Origin of the sequence: Pantoea sp. FN0305, assembly GCF_050113845.1 — a bacterium.
Taxonomy (GTDB): Bacteria; Pseudomonadota; Gammaproteobacteria; order Enterobacterales; family Enterobacteriaceae; genus Mixta; species Mixta alhagi.
In genome coordinates, this window is the sequence record NZ_JBNJSN010000005.1 from 303,048 (window position 1) to 321,533 (window position 18,486).

The following is an 18,486-nucleotide window of genomic DNA, read 5'->3' on the forward strand; positions in this document are numbered from 1 at the left end:
TCATTATTCCAGCCAGGCTGGCAGAGACTTTTATTTCAGATACTGGCCGCTGCGCAGCGCTTCAATACGTTTATCCAACGGCGGATGCGACATAAAGAATTCGCTTAATGATTTGCCTTTACCGTTGATACAAAACGCCATCATGCTGCCCGGCTCCTGCGGTTCGTAGCTGGTTTTTAACCGCTGCAGCGCCGCAATCATTTTTTCACGGCCTACCAGACGCGCTGAGCCTGCGTCAGCATGAAACTCACGATGACGTGAGAACCACATGGTGATCATGCTGGCAAGAATACCAAACACCAACTCCAGTACCATGGACACGGCGAAATAGACCATTGGGTTGCCGTTGCTGCTCTCTTCATCTTCCCGGTTCCCGGACAAAAAGCCTGCGGCGATTTGTGCGAGGATACGGGAAATAAAGATCACAAAGGTGTTCACAATGCCCTGGATCAGCGTCATGGTGACCATGTCGCCGTTAGCAATGTGGCTTATCTCATGCGCCAGCACGGCTTCCGCTTCGTCACGGCTCATGTTTTGCAACAGGCCGGTAGAGACGGCGACCAGCGAAGCATCGCGACGTGCGCCGGTAGCAAACGCGTTGATATCAGGCGCATGGTAAATCGCTACCTGCGGCATAGCGATCCCCGCCTGCTGCGCCTGACGCCCTACCGTTTCCATCAGCCAGCGTTCCGTCTCATTACGCGGCTGTTCAATAACTTCACCGCCAACGGAACGCAATGCCATCCATTTCGACATCAGCAGTGAAACAAACGCACCGCCAAAGCCAAACAGACCCGCCATTATCATCAGGCCCTGCACACTGCTTGACTGAATTCCTGTCAGGCTCAGAATTAGCCCGAATACCAACATCACGGCAAGGTTGGTCAGCAGGAAAAGAGCAATACGCATCATAAACTTTAATCTTCCTCAGTTAACTAAGCGCCCATGCGCGGATATACATCGTAGGGGCATCGCGTAGCTTTTCAAGCATACTTAACGTTTAAGTGCTTAAAAAGACATAACTTTACATTTTGTCGCAATCTTTTTTTAACCTCACTTTATGCGATTAAACAGCCGGGCTAAACAATGGCGCGCAATAAAAAAGGCACCGCCAACGCGGTGCCTTTTAAAGGGAGGTTATATCGACGATTTATTTTGCCGTTGCCGCTTTTTTACCCGGCTGTTCCGGCGACTGATGCGCCAGATCGTTAGCAATATTTACCGTTTCGTCCAGATAAGGATCGGGCTCTTTATAATCCTTCGGCAGGTCGTCAAGCTTAGCCAGCGGCTTTTTCCCTTCCGCTTTATAGCGTGCGTTAATCCGCTCCAGACGCAGCGCATCATCTTCACGGTTCTCTTTCTCACGCTGGGCAAGATTGAGCGACACAATATTGCGCTTGTCCTTCATGGCGTTATAGCGCTGAATATCTTTGATGATGTACTGGAACTCGGCATCTTTAGCGATACGCTGCTGATGCGCTTTGGTCAACAGAGGCACCAGATCGCTTAAATCGCCCGATTTGGTATAGCTTGCCGCATTGATGCTGTCCCACGGCAGAGCGTTATCCTCGAACTTCTCGCCGGTTTCTGCCGCCTCGACACCGGTAGGCATCAGCAGATCGGGCGTAACACCTTTACGCTGCGTACTGCCGCCGTTGATGCGGTAGAATTTTTGAATCGTGTACTGTACCGACCCCAGCGCAGGCCACTCAGGGCGCAGCATCTGATCGTAAATACGGTTCAGAGAACGATACTGCTGCACGGTGCCTTTACCGAAGGTTGGCTCGCCGACAATCAGCGCACGGCCATAATCCTGCATAGCCGCAGCAAAAATTTCTGACGCCGAGGCGCTAAAGCGATCGACCAATACTACCAGCGGGCCTTTGTAATAAACCACGCCGTCATTATCGCTGTCTTCACGGACTTTGCCGTTATTATCGCGCACCTGCACTACCGGGCCGCTGGGAATAAACAGACCGGAAAGCGACACCGCTTCGGTAAGCGCTCCGCCGCCGTTAGTGCGCAGATCGATAACCACGCTATCAACGTGTTGTTTTTCCAGTTTCTGCAGCTGTACTTTCACATCATCGGTCAGGCCGACATAGAAACCCGGAATATCCAGCACGCCAACTTTATCTTTACCGACGTTATGCACGCTCATTTTGACCGCGCGATCTTCAAGGCGTATTTTCTCGCGCGTCAGCGTAACGGTACGGGTTTTGGTGCCTTTACCGGCAGGCAGGATCTCCAGGCGCACTTTACTGCCTTTCGGCCCCTTGATTTTTGCCACTACATCATCCAGCCGCAGCCCGATGACATCTTCAATCGGTTTGCCCGGTTGACCCACGCCCACAATCCGATCGCCAACGCTCAGCGCTTTGCTTTTTGCCGCCGGGCCGCCCGCTACCATTGAATTGATGACCGTGTAGTCCTCATCCATTTGCAGCACCGCGCCGATACCTTCCAGAGAAAGGCTCATCTCAGTATTAAACTGCTCGGTATTGCGTGGCGAGAGATAGTTGGTATGAGGATCGATTTCATGCGCAAACGCATTCATCGCCAGCTGGAAAACATCTTCGCTGTTGCTCTGTGCCAGACGACGAATAGCGGAATTGTAGCGCTTGGTGAGAATATCTTTGATTTCAGTGTCTTGCTTGCCGGTCAGCTTCAGGCTGAGCCAGTCATACTTAACTTTCGCGTCCCACAGGGCATTCAGCTCAGAGGCATTTTTCGGCCACGGCGCCTTGCTGCGATCGGTATCAATGGTATCGTTGCCGGTAAAGCTCATCGGCCTGTTCAGCACTGTCAACGCATACTGATAACGCTCAAAACGACGCTTTTGCGCCAGATTGAATAAGTCGTAAAACACCGTGAGTTTACCGCTGCGCAGCTCATCGCCCAGCGTGTTTTTTTTATCAGCGAACTGCGCCACATCGGTTGCCAGCAGCACATTGTGGCTGTAATCCAGCATGTTCAAATAGCGGTCGAAGATTTTCGCTGAGAAGGCGTTATCGAGATCAAACTGACGGTAGTGAGAGCGGGTAAAACGGGAGGTAACGCGTTCGCTAACGGTAGCGTGCTGCGGCTCTTCCTGCAGCTGCGGGATTTGATCCGCGCGAGTAATGCTATCAGCGCCAATGGCGTGACCTGCCAGTAGCAGGCCCGCCATCACGCTCATCTTAAAAAACTTGTTCATGCCCAGGGTGGCCTCCGTTTCAGAACTGTAAATGTTCTGCGCGTACGATCATTGCCAGGCCGGATGCCAGCTGTACCCGGACGCCATCCTTGGAGATCTCAAGAACAGTGGCGTCCATTGCGCTTTTGCCAGCTTTAACTTTAATATTTTGACCAGGCTGCAGCGCTGAAGTGTCGGTAACGGGTTGCGGACGCGGCTGACGCGGTGCGGCAGGCGCACGATCCTGAGCCGGGCGCGCCTCACTGGTGCGGGCTTTGCGCGCAGGCTGACCACCTTCGGCAGGTTTACGGCTGGCGGCTTTACGCGGACGACGCGCAGGCGCATCTTCACCGGCACCCGCTTCACGCTTTTTCGCCTGCTGCTGCTGACGCTGCTGTTGAATACGGGCTTTAGCCTCTTCAAGCTGCTTACGCGCATGTTCAACATGCTGCTCTTCCAGCTCACCGCAGGCATTGCCATCCAGATCAACACGGGTTGCGCCCGCTTTAACGCCGTACAGATAGCGCCAGCTGGAGGTATAAAGACGCAGAGCGGAACGTAGCTGCGTTTTGCTCAGGTTCATTTCACCCTGAACACGTTCGACGAGGTCTTGAAAGATACCGATTTTAAGCGGACGCGCTTCACCTTCGGCACTAAAGCAGTGCGGGAAACGCTCCGCAAGCCAGGCGATGACTTCTTTACTGCTATTCAACTTAGGTTGATTTTCCATGAAATTTCCTGATTACAACGGGTTTGCCAACCAGCGCGGGCATGAACAGGCGACATTATAATGACCCCATCAGCAATTGCCACGAAATCCAGCGCTTTAGCCACGATTCAGATGAATATATTTTTTAACATCGCTTTGGGCTAACACGTTGCAAAGCTCACTGGTAAAGGTTTGCAGGCCAGTTTCATCTTCACTGTCGAAGCGATTAAAGCGCGTACTGTCGATATCCAGTACCCCGATCACCTCGCCATCGACGATCAGCGGCAGCACGATTTCAGCGTTACTGGCGGCATCACAGGCGATATGACCCGGGAATGCATGCACGTCATCCACACGCTGCACGTTTTTCTCTGCAACTGCCGTGCCACACACGCCACGGCCAACCGGAATGCGTACGCAGGCGATTTTGCCCTGGAACGGCCCCAGCACCAGCGTCTTCTCTTCGGTTAACAGGTAGAAACCTGCCCAGTTAACCTCTTCCAGACGCTCAAACAGTAGCGCGCTGCTGTTGCTTAACGCGGCGAGAAAACTGGTTTCACCAGCGATAAGCGCACGCAGATCGCGGTTAAGATCGTGATAAAATTCTTGTTTGTTCATTTTCTGACCATCTTAAAAGCAAGCGGACGGCTACAATTGAGCCGTCCGGTAAAATAAGCATTAAATATCCATTGCCACAAGGTGAAGGATTCCGGCAGTTAATATAACCTTAGTATCTTGCGGATCGGATTATCAAAACGGGCTATGCCCCTCAGCGTCCGTTTTGCATCATTCAAGGACCGTGCTTATCTGCACGATGAGGGTCACTGCTTCACTATATGAAAATACATACTATCAGTCACGTTCTGCCCCATGAACGTTATCAGCGTTGCCCGCAATGCGATACCCTTTTTTCCTTACCGGATGTTAAATCGTGCCAGTCTGCTCATTGTCCGCGCTGCAACGCTAAAATCATGACCGGCCGGGACTGGTCGATGACCCGTTTGATGGCCATGGCGGTGACCATGCTGCTGTTAATGCCTTTTGCATTTATCGAGCCGCTTATCCAGATCCGCCTGTTGGGCACGCCCATTCGCGCCAACGTTCTGACGGGCATTATGCAGATGACCATGCAGGGTGACGTGCTGACCGCTGCGATGGTGACTTTCTGCACCATTGGCGCGCCGGTTACGCTGGTCGGCGCTATCGGCTTTCTGTTTTTCGGCAACCGACTGGGCATGAATTTGCGCCCGGTACTGCTGATGCTGGAGCGCCTGAAAGAGTGGGTCATGCTGGATATCTACCTGATGGGCGTTGCGGTCGCCTCTATTAAGGTAAAAGATTATGCCGATATCGACATTGGCTATGGGCTGGTGGCGTTTATCGCACTGATGATCCTTAGCCTGTTAACCATGATCCATTTGAATATGGAGCAGCTGTGGCATCGCTTCTATCCGCAGCCGCAGGCGGAAGTTGCGCAGGAGAAGCTACAGGTTTGCCTGAACTGTCATCATACCGGCTTGCCGGACGATCGTGGACGCTGTCCGCGCTGCCATACACGTCTTGCTTATCGTCGCCCCCTGAGCCTGCAAAAATCGTGGGCGGCGCTCATTGCAGCCATCGTGTTTCTGATACCGGCCAACCTGCTGCCAATTTCTATCATTTATCTCAACGGCGCGCGTCAGGAAGATACCATCTTCTCCGGCATTCTGTCGCTGGCCTCCGGCAATATCCCGGTGGCGGCGGTTGTGTTTATCGCCAGTATTCTGGTGCCTTTTACCAAGGTGCTGGTGCTGCTGGTGCTGTTGCTCAGTATTCATTTTCGCTGTCAGCAAGGGCTAAAAACCCGTATCCGGCTGCTGCGCCTGGTGACCTGGGTGGGGCGTTGGTCAATGCTGGATCTGTTTGTGATTTCGTTAACCATGTCGCTGGTGAATCGTGACCAGCTGCTGGCTTTTACTATGGGACCGGCCGCCTTCTATTTTGGCGCCGCGGTAATTTTAACTATCCTTGCCGTACAGTGGCTGGATAGCCGTCTTATTTGGGATGCTCATGCAACAAACGCCGACTACACCGACTAGAGCGCGGATAACCAACAAGCGTAAAATTTCGCCGTTCTGGCTGCTGCCTTTTATCGCTCTGATGATTGCCGGTTGGCTGCTGTGGACCAACTATCAGGAGCGCGGCACCACGGTAACCATCGACTTTGCCCAGGCGGACGGCATCGTGCCGGGTCGCACGCCGGTACGCTATCAGGGCGTTGAGGTTGGCACCGTGCAGGGCATCAGCCTCAGCGACGATCTGCGTAAAATCAAGGTACGCGTCAGTATTAAAAGCGACATGCGCGACGCGTTGCGTGAAGATGCGCAATTCTGGCTGGTGACGCCCAAAGCTTCGCTGGCGGGCGTTTCCGGGCTGGATGCCTTAGTCGGCGGTAACTACATCGGTATGATGCCCGGCAAGAGCGGGCCGCGCCGCGAAAACTTCGTCGCGCTGGATACGCAGCCCAGATACCGTGTTAATACCGGTGAGATGATGGTGCATTTAAACGCGCCGGATTTGGGTTCGCTAAATACCGGCTCGCCCGTCTACTACCGCAAAATCCCGGTCGGCCGCGTCTATGATTACACGATTAATCCCGATAATAACGGCGTAACTATTGATGCGCTGATCGAGCGCCGCTTCACTAATCTGGTGAAAAAGGATAGTCGCTTCTGGAACGTTTCCGGTGTTAAGGCGGATGTGAACCTTAGCGGGGCGAAAGTAGAGCTGGAAAGCCTTGCGGCGCTGGTGAACGGCGCTATCGCCTTTGACTCTCCGCCCGCGTCACAGCAGGCCGCCAGCGAAAGCAGCTATCAGCTTTATCCCGATCTGGCACATAGCCAGCGTGGCGTCATCGTTACGCTCGATCTGCCCAATGGCAAGGGTTTGCAGGAAGGCAGCACGCCGCTGATTTATCAGGGACTGGAAGTGGGTACCCTGACCAAAATGACGCTACAGCCCGGCGGCACCGTGATTGGCGAGCTGACGCTGGATCCTTCCGTGGTGGGTCTGATGCGCAGCGGTACGCGTATTGAGATGCGTAGTCCGAAAGTTACCCTGAATAATCCTAACCTGAGTTCGCTGCTCACCGGCACCACGCTGGAACTGATTCCTGGCGAGGGCGACCCGCAAAATCGTTTTCAGGTCCGCCAAAGCAACGAGGCGCTGCTACAGCAGCCTGATGTGCTGACCGTGCGCCTGAGCGCGCCGGAAAGCTACGGCATTGATGCGGGCCAGCCGGTTGTGCTGCGCGGCATTCAGATTGGTCAGGTGATCCGTCGCCACCTCACCGAAAAAGGGGTGGAGTTCGAAGCGGCAATTGCCCCGGAACATCGCCAGCTGGTACATGCCGACAGCAAATTTATTATCAATAGCCGACTGGACGTTAAATTTGGTCTTGATGGCATGAAAGTATTGGGTGCCAGCGCCAGTGAATGGGTAGATGGCGGTATTCGCCTGGAGCCCGGTAGCAAAGGCGCGCCGCGCGATCGGTATCCGCTCTACGCCAATGCGGAGAAGGCGGAGGAAGGCATTACCGGCGAACGTCCGCCGACCACCCTGACGCTGACGGCTAACAGCCTGCCAGATATTCAGCCCGGTTCAGTGGTGCTCTATCGCAAGTTCCAGGTAGGTGAAATCGTTGATGTGACGCCGAAGGCCAACGAGTTTGTGGTGGCGGTGCATATTAAGCCGGAATATCGCAAGCTGCTGACCCCTGATAGTGTGTTCTGGGCGGAAGGCGGGGCCAAAGTGCAGCTCAACGGCAGCGGGCTGACGGTTCAGGCCTCACCGCTGAACCGGGCGCTGCGCGGTGCCATCAGTTTTGATAACCTTGAAGGAGCCAGCAGCAGCAAAAATGAAACGCGTGTGCTCTACAGCTCTGAAACTGCCGCTCGCGCCGTCGGCAGCCAGATTCTGCTGCACACCTATGATGGCAGCAAGCTCTCTGCCAACATGCCGATTCGCTACCTGGGTATTGATATTGGTCAGGTGGAGTCGCTGGCGCTCAGCCAGGATCATAATCAGGTTATCGCCAAAGCGGTGCTGTATCCGGAATATGTGCAAAGCTTCGCCCGCAACGGTAGCCGTTTCTCGGTAGTGTCGCCGGAAATATCCGCTACCGGGGTCAATCACCTGGAAACGCTGTTGCAGCCTTATATCAACGTTGATCCGGGTAAAGGCAGCCTGACGCGCCGTTTTGAGCTGCAGGAAACCACCATTACTGACTCACGCTATCTGGACGGGTTGAATATTGTGGTTGATGCGCCGGAAGCGGGATCGCTGGGCATCGGCACGCCGGTACTGTTCCGGGGCGTTGAGGTTGGTACGGTAACCGGCACCTCGCTCGGCAGCATGGCGGATCGCGTGCAGGTTCAGCTGCGCATCAGCAAAAAGTATCAGCATCTGGTGCGCAACAACTCGGTGTTCTGGCTGGCCTCTGGCTATAACCTGGAGTTTGGCCTGATTGGCGGCGTTGTGAAAACCGGCACCTTCCAGCAGTTTATTCGCGGGGGCATTCAGTTTGCCACGCCGCCAACGGTGCCGCTGGCGCCACGGGCCTCTTCCGGCAAACATTTCCTGCTGCAGGATGGCGAGCCGAAAGAGTGGCGTAAATGGGGGACGGCAATCCCCTCCTCCTGATCGCCTGAGGGGAGTCTGGCTGTCAGGCTCCCCTCTTCATCAGCTTTTGCCCTGGCTGTGGTACACTTCCCGCCTGATTTTTTTGCAACTACCGGAACTCTGTCGTGCCCCAACAATCCCGAGCCCCTTTCCCTGAGGCCTTTCTTGACCTGATGCGGCAAACGCTGCCCGATGAAGCCAGTCTGCAGGACTTTCTGGCTATCAGCCAGCAGCCGCTGCGCCGCAGCCTGCGTGTGAATACGCTGAAAATCAGCGTGGCGGATTTTTTAAGCCAGACGGCTGACTATGGCTGGCAGCTCACGCCGATCCCCTGGTGTGCTGAAGGTTTCTGGATAACGCGCAGCGAAGAAGATGAGGCCTTGCCGCTGGGCAGCGTCGCTGAACATCTCAGCGGACTCTTTTATATCCAGGAGGCCAGCTCGATGTTGCCGGTTAGCGCGCTGTTTGCTGTACAGCCGCAACCTGAGCGCGTGATGGATGTGGCGGCTGCGCCCGGCTCGAAAACGACCCAGATGGCGGCGCTGATGAATAACCAGGGTGTGATTGTCGCTAATGAGTATGCGGCCAGCCGGGTAAAAGTGTTGCACGCAAATATCAGCCGCTGCGGTATCAGCAATACGGCAATCACCCATTTTGACGGGCGCGTCTTTGGCCCGGCGCTGCCGGAAACGTTTGATGCCATTCTGCTTGATGCTCCCTGCTCTGGCGAAGGTGTGATTCGTAAAGACCCCGACGCCCTGCGCAACTGGACGCTGGAAAGTACTCACGCTATCGCCGCCACCCAGCGCGATCTGATCGACAGCGCTTTTCATGCGCTCAGGCCCGGCGGCACGCTGATTTATTCCACCTGTACTCTGAACAGGCTGGAAAATCAGCAGGTCGTGACGTGGCTTTGCCAGCGTTATCCTGATGCCGTAGAGATCGATACACTAAAGGATCTTTTTCCCGGCGCGGATAAAGCCGTTACGCAGGAAGGCTTTTTACACGTTTTCCCGCAGCTTTTCGATAGTGAAGGCTTTTTTGTGGCGCGGCTGCGCAAAACGAACAGCGTGGAACCACTGCCTGCGCCAGGTTATAAGGTTGGCAAGTTTCCTTTTAGCCCGCTGTCACGTAAAGATGCGCAGACGGTGATTCAGGCTGCTGCAAAATCTGGCCTGCACTGCCCCTCTTCGCACTCGCTATGGCAGCGTGATAAAGAGATCTGGCTGTTTCCCGGCACAGCAGAGCCGCTTTTTGGGCGGGTGCGTTTTTCGCGCATTGGGCTGAAGCTGGCGGAAACTTTCAACAAAGGCTATCGCTGGCAGCATGAAGCGGTGATCGCCCTCGCCTGTCCCGATGCCACCAATAGCGTTGAGCTAAGCGAAGATGAAGCGGAAGAGTGGTATCGCGGGCGTGATATCTGGCCACAGGCACCGCTGCCACGCGATGAAGTGCTGGTGACCTGGCAACAACAGCCGCTTGGCCTGGCGAAAAAGGTAGGTCAGCGTTTGAAAAACAGCTATCCACGTGAGCTGGTGCGCGACGGTAAACTGTTTCGGCGCTAACCGGACGCTGGCATCCGCTTACTGAATTTTAATGAGCGTGAGTTGATTGCCGAACACCGCGCCGGTATCAATAAAGTGTTGGTTCCAGCCGCTTAGCGGCTGGTCCAGCGGTGTATGACCAAAATAGAAATCATCCGCTCCGGTAATAATTTCTCCCTGACCGCGCTGTAAACGATGGATGCGTTCGCGTCCCCAGGCCACGTCATATTCATTAACAGGCTGTTCATAAGCGTAATGCGCTGCCGGATAGTCAGCATGCGCCACAACCACAGTACGCTCTTCCAGACTAATATGCAGGATCAAAGGCAGCGTCTGACACTGTATTAGCGCGCGCTGCGCCTCATCGCGCTGCTCAGTATTCAGCCGCCAGAACCAATCTCCACCGTTCATTTTCCACAGCAGAGTTTCGTTCTGCTGCAGCGCGTTCAGCGCCATCTCTTCATGATTGCCGCGCACGCTGCGAAACCAGGGCTCTGCCAGCAGACGCAAGCAACCCAGACTATCCGGCCCGCGATCGATCAGATCGCCCACTGAGATCAGCAAATCTTCCTGCGGATCAAAGCGCGCTGCCAGCAGTTGGCGATCCAGTAAGGCACGGCAGCCATGCAAATCACCGACGATATAAATATGCCGCCAGTTAGCACCATCAAGGTATTGATACAACATGTTGGTTTTCCTTACAGCTGTAAGGGAGATGTTGATATGCGGTTAAGGCTGTTGCCTTTAAAGTGTAGCAGCGGAATCAATTCACAGTTGCGGAACAGAATGAATAGCCAAAAGAAATTTATTTTTATACTAATCTGCCTTTTTAGCGGCAACTTGCTGCTACTGGAGATTATGGCCCGCCTGGCACATAAACTCATTGTTGGCTAAGCGAGATGGTCGCCGCACCTTTATACATCAAGTGCGGGATGTTTTATCATCAAGAAAGTGCAGCACCGCATCGGTGAACTCTTTCGGCGCCTGCAGAAAGGCAAAATGGCTGACGGTAGGCAGGATCAGCAGGCCGGCATCAGGAATGGTTGCGGCAATATGCTCCAGATGATGGCGATCGCTCGCCTCATCATGATCGCCATCAGCAATCATTACCGGTGCTGTAATCTTGCCTAAATCTTCGTCGCGCCACCCAGGCTGTGACTGCCACATCTGGCTAATCTGCCGCCTGAAATGCACATAATCATTGGGCGTGGCCGACAGCTTTTTATACTCCTCTTCTGCACGGGAAATATAAGCCGCAAACAGCGGATTCTTTTCGGTGCCTGTTTTTACGCCCTGCGTCGTAGTGTTTGGCGCAAAAGCAAACACTTTACTTACCCGCTGCGGATAACGCATCGCCATATCCAGCCCGATAATTGCTCCGTCGCTCCAGCCAACAATGGCGGCTGTCGGCAGATGCAGGCGATCCATCAAAGCAATAACATCGTCGGTCATCAAATCATAACCGTAAGGCTGCGCATTGCGCGTACTGCGACCATGTCCACGGCTATCGACCAGGATCACCTGATGGTGCTTCGCCAGCTCCGTAACCTGTAGCCCCCAGTAATCACTGTTAGCCAGCCCGCCATGCAGCAGGATAAGCGGCGCGCCTTTGCCTGTTGTGGCGTAATAAAGCTGGATACCGTTTACATCGGCATAGCCTGTTTGCATGCCAGCCACCGGAACGGGCGTAGCTGGCAGTCGCTGCCAACGTGTTCCCCAATGGCTGTGCTGCGTTTCCGCCTGCGCTAATGCAGGAGCGAGCGCCAGAACGCCTGCCAGTAAAATTGCTGGTTTGGTATGCATTAAACGGATTCCCGTGACGGTTATAAAGAAGATGAGTTGGCCGGACGGCGGGCTATCGCACAGGGACTGGTCCACCGGACCGTTGCGATAACTTCTTTTACTACGCTTAAATCTGTGCTCTTTATCGCATAAATTAACCAAAACCGCTATAAAAGGAGCAGAATTTGACGCATCTCCTTTTTTTCACTGCACAGGAAACTAAAGATGACCGCTGCTGTTCGTCTTGCCTTAGTCGGCGATTATCGCCCGTCCGCCGTTGCACATCAGGCTATTCCACTGGCCATTCCTCTGGCGCTAAGTGAGTTAAATATTACTGCCAGCTGGGACTGGCTGCCGACCACCTCGATTCATAACGCAGATGATCTGACAAGCTATGATGGCATCTGGCTGGTGCCCGGCAGCCCTTATCAACACGATCGCGGTGCCTTTACCGCTATTCGCTGGGCGCGTGAGCAGCAGGTTCCGTTTCTGGGCTCTTGCGGCGGGTTTCAATATGCGCTGGTAGAATATGCGCGCAACGTGATGGGCTGGCACGATGCCGGACATGCGGAAACAGACCAGACGGGACGCTTAGTGATTACACCGCTGGCATGCTCACTGGTTGAGAAAACCGGTGATGTGCAGCTGGTGCCAGGCAGCCTCATTGCTGACGCTTACGGCAGTCTGCAGACGCATGAAGGCTATCGCTGTAATTTCGGTGTTAACCCCGACTTTATTCGTGAACTGGAGGCGTTTCCATTACGCATGAGCGCCCATGATATGGCTGGCGATGTACGCGCTATCGAGTTGCCCGACCACCGCTTTTTTGTCGCCACGCTGTTTCAGTCTGAACGCGCAGCGCTACGCCAGGAAATTTCGCCGCTGGTGCTGGCATGGATTAAAGCAGCCGCAGCGCGTAACTGATCTAAAACAGGGGAAATGCTTTCCCTTTTTTCACTTCTCTGCAATGCATCAGCATCAGCATCGGCAAAAATTTTTATCCGTTAATAGGATTCACCTGGCAAGAAGTTCGCGCTGGCTTATTAACCACACTAAAAAAACAACTCATCGGTTAAATTATTTCCTTTCTATTGAGGCTTTATTTAACTACGCTGTGCTTCACAACAATACAGGCTTATTTACACAGATCGTAATTATTTTTCATCTGTTTAAATATTTCCTGACGCTACTGCCTGCACAGATTAATCTTAATTTATCTTTTTTTTATTAGACTTATCTTCCTGATGATTAACAAATCACAACAGACAAAAAAACCATATTATTCAGTTAATAAGCTGCATGCCTGACCGCATGTCCTCACTGGATAATGCCTGCGTTATTTATTTACCATGCCGTTGTGGGTAAAACTTCTGCCAATAAATTGCGGTAAACAGGCCAAGCCGATGTGAATCCGCTCTGTTTTTTCCCATTGCGCGGCAGCTAATTTTATTTCTGCTAGACTTCATTTACTCAACGCTTTCAAAGGAGAAAAATATGTTAGGTAAAGTTGAAGATAAAGTACGTGAAGGCGCAGGTAAGGCTCAGGAAGCTTACGGTCGCGCAACGGATAGCTATACTGATGAAGCTCAGGGCAGCGCACGTAAATATGCCAGCCAGGCGAGCTACGCAGTACGGGATGCCGCTGATACCGTGCGCAGCCAGGTCTCTTCCAATCCGATGGGTGGCTTAGCTATTGCTGCCGCTGTCGGGGTAGTATTTGGTTATTTGCTGGGTCGTAAATAACGTCTCGCAGACTGGCAGGCTTCCTGCCAGTCTGATCCTCTCTAACCTATTAATAAGCTGTGACCTCTCTGCTAATAAGCTGTGACCTCTCTGCGCCCTGCCGCAACCAACCCGCCTTGCTTCCTGTCAAACAAGCCACTCAGCTTTTCTTTTCAACAGATAACATTAAAACCTCCGGAACGCCGCTTTAAGCCACTTTTCTAAACACGCATTGATCAGGAAAGATGTTGATGCTTTTTTAATAGATCTGGACAACAACGTAAAGGCTTCTGTTAAGGTGTGCAACATAAACACAAACACCACGGAATACGCTATGTTATCTACCCTTATCTATCGCAGCCACCTTGTCGATGACGTCCCGGTTAAAGAGCTGGAGCAAATGGTCATTAAGGCCAATAGTCACAATGAATTATATGGCGTTACCGGTATTTTACTGTTTAATGGCACCCACTTTTTCCAGCTGCTGGAAGGCCCTGAAGAAGCGGTGCTTTCCATCTATGCGGCGATTTGCCGCGATCCACGACATCATAACCTGGTGGAACTGTTACGGGATTACGCACCTGCGCGTCGCTTTGGTAATACAGGAATGGAACTGTTCGATCTCCGGAAATATGACAAGGAGAGCGTTCTTCAGGCCGTACTGGACAGAGGCACCTCAAAATACCAGCTGACTTATAGTGACAGAGCGCTACAGTTCCTGCGCACCTTTGTTGAAGCCCGGGAAAAAGAGAACTATTTTGAAATCCCGCCGGCAGATTACTGGGATTTCATTAGCGATGACGCCTCCCTTTCTCAGCCGGAAGCGCCGACCACCGAAGCCGAAACCTTTAGCGTGGCCATGCAGCCCATTATCGATCCCTTTTCCTGTCAAACAGACTCGCTTGAAGCTCTGATAAAGCCTGTGTGTGAAGGCTCGCCTTTGGACGATTTATCAGCGCTTTCGCGCGATAAAATCTACCGGAACGATCTGCAATCCAAGAAGGCTGCCTTTGCGCTGGCTAAAAAGTTAGGGATTAAAGGACAAACGCTTTCTGTAAACCTGCTGCCGATGTCGCTGGTTATGGTCCCGAATGCCGTTAATTTTTTGTTGAGTGAGATTGAAGCAAATGGGCTGGTACCTGAGCAGATCGTCGTTGAAGTCACTGAGAACGAAGTTATTTCACGGATCGAGGAAGTTGAAACGGCCATTAAGCAGCTCAAGGCTGCAGGCATCAGCCTTGCTATAGATAATTTTGGCGCAGGATATGCCGGACTTTCACTACTGGTGCAATTTCAACCAGATCGGGTAAAAATCGACCACACCATTATTCGTGATGTCCATAAAAGCGGTCCGAAACAGGCGATTGTTCAGGCAATTATCAAATGCTGTTCTTCCCTGGAGATTTGCGTTATCGCCACGGGCGTAGAAAAACCGGAAGAATGGATGTGGCTGGAAGCCGCAGGTATCTGTAATTTCCAGGGCGATCTCTTTGCCAGGCCTAAACTGAACGGCATTCCTGCTATAGCGTGGCCTGAAAAAAATTAATTAAAATCAATCGCTTTTTACTTGTTCCCTCTTTTCATCCCTGCCGGGGTTCTTTTCGAGATACGGGCGCGCTGACCAATGCGCGCGCCCGTACCCACCGCACGCTTTTCTCTTCTGTGTGCTAAGCACCCTTTTTCGCACTGGCTAACCACAGATTAAATCGCGGTTTAAAACCGCCGGTTAGTTATCCACAGAAAATGGGGGTAGCCTGTGCATAAATGCGTATAAACTGCGTTAAGCCCCACAAAATGTTGCCTTCAGTCAGCAAAAGTGCACATCCAATCATGTCAACACTGCTGTGCGTATGAATTTTGATCGACATCAGCTCAAGGTCAGTCACAACTTAGGCACAATATGCCTCCGGTTGCGTTGTTATCCAGCGCGCAGAAAGATGATAAAAGCAGTAGCTGTCATCATTAACGATCACTTGCCATGAAAATGGTTAAAGTTTTAGCAAAATTCGCCGATTAAATAATCACGGGGAGATACCCGACTTATCACCAGGGGAGGCAAAGAATGAGTTCAGTTAAGAAAAGTTGGTTCGTAAAGTTCATCATTAAAAAAGGCGAAAAAGCCGTTGAAATGTCTTTGCCAATTCATGGCGAAAACGCTGCTCGTGCTTTAAACGACTTCTTTGATGAGCAATCTGCCAGACATGGCATTCTACGATCTGACATCAACGTAACAGCTATGAATGCTGTTTGATATCATAAAGACAGATGATGGGGTCGCTATGGCGACCCTTTTTATTGCTGGCAAAAAAGCATGCTGAAGTATGAAAATCACGGGTCTGCCATCGCAATATCTTTTACCCGGATCATTACCCAAACATAAGTAATGCTGATAAAAGCGCATTAATTACCCCCGTTATTTTCCCATAGATAATCGTCAGGCTCGTTACACTGAGCAAAACGATTAAAGGGGGATTGAACGTTGGCACAGGAACTGGTTTTTCTTAAAGAAATTAAGAGCTTATCTAAAAACATTGAAAGTAATGCAGAGCAAGCGGTTAATCAACTGGTGAAATGCCTGTCTGACCATCCCGCCTTTATCATGGATAATGAACCTACCATCAATCTGCTGAATAGCGTGGCAGCCGTGCTGGAAAGCGGGCTGGCGCAGACTGAAATAGGTTGCCTGAAAGAAGCGCTTTGGCATTACTGGTTAAATATTTTTCATCACCAAAAATTAGACATATTTTTCTTTGGTAATGAAGAACATGCCGGATATTTTTATCAATATCTGGATAAAAGCGCGCTGGGGAATTTTTACTTTATCAAATGCACCTTAACCGAACCGGTTTCTGCGGCAGCATTTCACCAGCAGCTTACTGAAAGCCAGCGGCCAATCATCATCTACGATCATGATGCGGCTAATATCCTCACGCTCCCTGAAGTTAATGCGGCCCTGCTCATTGCGGACTTTCAGGAAGTGATGTTCAACAAGGCGGCTCCCTTTTCATATAATGAAGATACTTTCATTGCTTATCTGCAGGAAAAGCATCTTCGTTTAATCAATAAAGATCCGGCGACCTTAATTGTTGGCAACTCTTATTGCTATCATGCATTCCCTCAAAAAAACCTTCGTTCCGCTGTTAATCTGGCAATGCACAGTATGGATATGAAACAGGCTCAGGCGATGATTGCGCATTACACTGAGAGAGGGAATGTTAAAGAGATCGTTATCATGTTTGGTATGTTTGATCTCTTTTATGAACTGGCCAAAACCAGAGCGGAAGAGAATATCCGTGTTGTAAATATTCTTAGTCATTACAATCAGTTAAACAATATTATCCCTCACCATAAAACCAGACAGTCGTTTGTTGATCGCACGGCTTGCGAATGGGCTGCGGAAATCATTCCTTTCCATATGAATGTTCCCGCTCTCAACAATATTCATCAAAAACTGGACTGTGCTGAAACCCTGGCAAAATGCCATGATTTTTGGGAGCAGAGAAAAGAAGATGCCGCTTTTCTGGATGAAAGCGAGGCTCCAGTCAGCAGCGCAGCACGAGCAAAATTACACAGTAAAAATTATAAATATAAGCTTAGCCAGCAAGCGAACATGCGCTTACTGCTGGAGATAGCGGAACAAACTAAAAAAAGTGGCATAACCGTTCACTACGTCATCCCGCCTTTTCCTGCTGCCTACCGTGAACATATGCATCAGGGAATGTTGCAGGAAAACCGGACGTTTTTGGACAGCCTGTGTGGTGATGGTTTTGTTCTGCACGATCTTTCCGCGCATCAGGATTTTGATCGCATTGATTTCCTTGATGGCGATCATATTAATTATACCGGTGCCCTTAAAATTATTAAGGTGCTGGAGAATGCAGGCGTTGCACTATAGGTTAACGCATTGATAACTATTACATATTTCTATAGCGTAAATCAGGCTGCCATCTATACGCAATCTCTGTTTCAGGGAATTCTCCCCTACGGCTTCAGCGTGTAAACGGATTTTTCGCTCAGGACGCACCGGCCTGAAAAGTTATAGCCCCAACCTGTACCGTTGGGGCTGGCAGTTAAAAGAACACGGGTATCCTTTCGTCCACCGCCGTGGCTATGTTCCCCACCTTTTTTACCTGCCTCTGAAGCTTTTTCGGGGTTATTTGCAAAGTGACCGCAACCTCCACAATGTTTCCTCCTGAACATTTTGTCATTGGATTTATAGCCGCAGGCAGGTAATAAGCAGACAGTCAGTCGGTACGCGACGAAAAATAAGGATGTAATTCACCACGTCGCATCGATAGCAAGAGGCGTCTGATACGTCTGTTGCTACGCTAAATGCTTGCCCCAAACAACCCTTTAATCAGGCTATTCCGGCATTTGATAAGCGTTGCGCTACAATTTCTTCAAGACTCGTACAAATCTATCAGCAAGAGGAAGGGATATGCGTATTCAACATCTGTTGCTTTCCAGTGACGGTTATAACCGAATTATTGAAGCGGAAAAACTTGAAGACGAACTGGTTGTTCCGACCACATTGTCCTCTCCATCAGCGGGTCAGGGGGACAACGCTGCTGGCCACCGGGTTGTGGTAAAAAAGCATTACTGTAAAGGAAAGTACTATGCCGTTGCCCTTGACAGACATGCCGCCAGTAATGAGATCGATGATGTTATCGACCTGCTACAACCTGCCCCAATCGATTAACGAATTTAAAATTCGCAGCGTTCAGAGCATTGCTTTGAGCGCTGCTAAAAACCAGAAACCACTTGCCTCTTTCCTGCCGCTCTCGCTGTTTACTTCCGTGATTATCGCCACGCTAACAAGGATTATTAAAAGCGGTTTGTAAAGAAACAGCTAGCTATCTGGCTTATTGATTTGTTCTGTCAGGTTTATGACAAAA

At 51.4% G+C, this 18,486-nt stretch carries 15 protein-coding genes and 1 pseudogene; 9 read left to right on the plus strand and 7 right to left on the minus strand.

What is annotated here, in order from left to right; translation table 11 throughout:
• Positions 1-30 precede the first annotated feature (30 nt).
• From htpX to ACQE3Y_RS12490, 4 genes are all read right to left on the minus strand, one after another.
• Positions 31-912, minus strand: coding sequence for a protease HtpX (gene htpX, locus ACQE3Y_RS12475; protein WP_085071501.1), 882 nt, complete (start codon positions 910-912; stop codon positions 31-33).
• A gap of 238 nt (positions 913-1,150) precedes the next feature.
• Positions 1,151-3,196, minus strand: coding sequence for a carboxy terminal-processing peptidase (gene prc / locus ACQE3Y_RS12480; protein WP_426972364.1), 2,046 nt, complete (start codon positions 3,194-3,196; stop codon positions 1,151-1,153).
• A gap of 19 nt (positions 3,197-3,215) precedes the next feature.
• Positions 3,216-3,905, minus strand: coding sequence for an RNA chaperone ProQ (gene proQ / locus ACQE3Y_RS12485; protein WP_250650115.1), 690 nt, complete (start codon positions 3,903-3,905; stop codon positions 3,216-3,218).
• A 96-nt stretch (positions 3,906-4,001) separates the two neighbouring features.
• Positions 4,002-4,502 (minus strand): GAF domain-containing protein, encoded by a 501-nt coding sequence (locus ACQE3Y_RS12490; RefSeq protein WP_085071498.1) that lies wholly within the window; start codon positions 4,500-4,502, stop codon positions 4,002-4,004.
• A 218-nt stretch (positions 4,503-4,720) separates the two neighbouring features.
• Between ACQE3Y_RS12490 and yebS the strand changes: the two genes are divergently transcribed.
• From yebS to rsmF, 3 genes are all read left to right on the plus strand, one after another.
• A complete protein-coding gene (yebS, locus tag ACQE3Y_RS12495) occupies positions 4,721-5,962 on the plus strand; it encodes a membrane integrity lipid transport subunit YebS (protein ID WP_426972360.1) in 1,242 nt (413 codons plus the stop codon).
• Complete coding sequence (locus ACQE3Y_RS12500) at positions 5,928-8,564, plus strand: MlaD family protein (RefSeq protein ID WP_426981781.1); 2,637 nt, start codon at positions 5,928-5,930, stop codon at positions 8,562-8,564. The genes yebS and ACQE3Y_RS12500 overlap by 35 nt, the downstream gene beginning before the upstream one ends.
• 104 nt (positions 8,565-8,668) lie before the next feature.
• Complete coding sequence (gene rsmF / locus ACQE3Y_RS12505) at positions 8,669-10,108, plus strand: 16S rRNA (cytosine(1407)-C(5))-methyltransferase RsmF (protein ID WP_426981782.1); 1,440 nt, start codon at positions 8,669-8,671, stop codon at positions 10,106-10,108.
• 18 nt (positions 10,109-10,126) lie between these two features.
• Here the strand turns inward: rsmF and ACQE3Y_RS12510 are convergent, their stop codons facing one another.
• Both ACQE3Y_RS12510 and ACQE3Y_RS12515 read right to left on the minus strand, forming a co-directional pair.
• Positions 10,127-10,774 (minus strand): metallophosphoesterase, encoded by a 648-nt coding sequence (locus tag ACQE3Y_RS12510; RefSeq protein WP_426972354.1) that lies wholly within the window; start codon positions 10,772-10,774, stop codon positions 10,127-10,129.
• 234 nt (positions 10,775-11,008) lie between these two features.
• Positions 11,009-11,890, minus strand: coding sequence for an alpha/beta fold hydrolase (locus ACQE3Y_RS12515; protein ID WP_426972353.1), 882 nt, complete (start codon positions 11,888-11,890; stop codon positions 11,009-11,011).
• A gap of 204 nt (positions 11,891-12,094) precedes the next feature.
• Here ACQE3Y_RS12515 and ACQE3Y_RS12520 point away from each other — a divergent pair, with 204 nt between their 5' ends.
• From ACQE3Y_RS12520 to ACQE3Y_RS12540, 5 genes are all read left to right on the plus strand, one after another.
• Complete coding sequence (locus tag ACQE3Y_RS12520; RefSeq protein WP_426972352.1) at positions 12,095-12,793, plus strand: CTP synthase C-terminal region-related (seleno)protein; 699 nt, start codon at positions 12,095-12,097, stop codon at positions 12,791-12,793.
• Positions 12,794-13,363: 570 nt separating this feature from the next.
• Positions 13,364-13,612 (plus strand): CsbD family protein, encoded by a 249-nt coding sequence (locus ACQE3Y_RS12525; RefSeq protein ID WP_250650120.1) that lies wholly within the window; start codon positions 13,364-13,366, stop codon positions 13,610-13,612.
• A gap of 313 nt (positions 13,613-13,925) precedes the next feature.
• The gene (locus tag ACQE3Y_RS12530; RefSeq protein WP_426981783.1) at positions 13,926-15,137 is read left to right on the plus strand and encodes a diguanylate phosphodiesterase; all 1,212 of its coding nucleotides are present in this window, start codon (positions 13,926-13,928) and stop codon (positions 15,135-15,137) included.
• 516 nt (positions 15,138-15,653) lie between these two features.
• Positions 15,654-15,842, plus strand: coding sequence for a hypothetical protein (locus tag ACQE3Y_RS12535; RefSeq protein WP_426972350.1), 189 nt, complete (start codon positions 15,654-15,656; stop codon positions 15,840-15,842).
• A gap of 228 nt (positions 15,843-16,070) precedes the next feature.
• Positions 16,071-17,486, plus strand: a complete 1,416-nt coding sequence (locus ACQE3Y_RS12540; RefSeq protein WP_426981784.1) for a hypothetical protein — start codon at positions 16,071-16,073, stop codon at positions 17,484-17,486.
• Between the two features lie 194 nt (positions 17,487-17,680).
• Here ACQE3Y_RS12540 and ACQE3Y_RS12545 read toward each other — a convergent pair.
• Positions 17,681-17,779: pseudogene (locus tag ACQE3Y_RS12545) on the minus strand (general stress protein); the annotation flags it as partial.
• A 250-nt stretch (positions 17,780-18,029) separates the two neighbouring features.
• Here ACQE3Y_RS12545 and ACQE3Y_RS12550 point away from each other — a divergent pair.
• Positions 18,030-18,290, plus strand: coding sequence for a hypothetical protein (locus ACQE3Y_RS12550; RefSeq protein ID WP_085071486.1), 261 nt, complete (start codon positions 18,030-18,032; stop codon positions 18,288-18,290).
• The last annotated feature ends 196 nt before the right edge of the window (positions 18,291-18,486 follow it).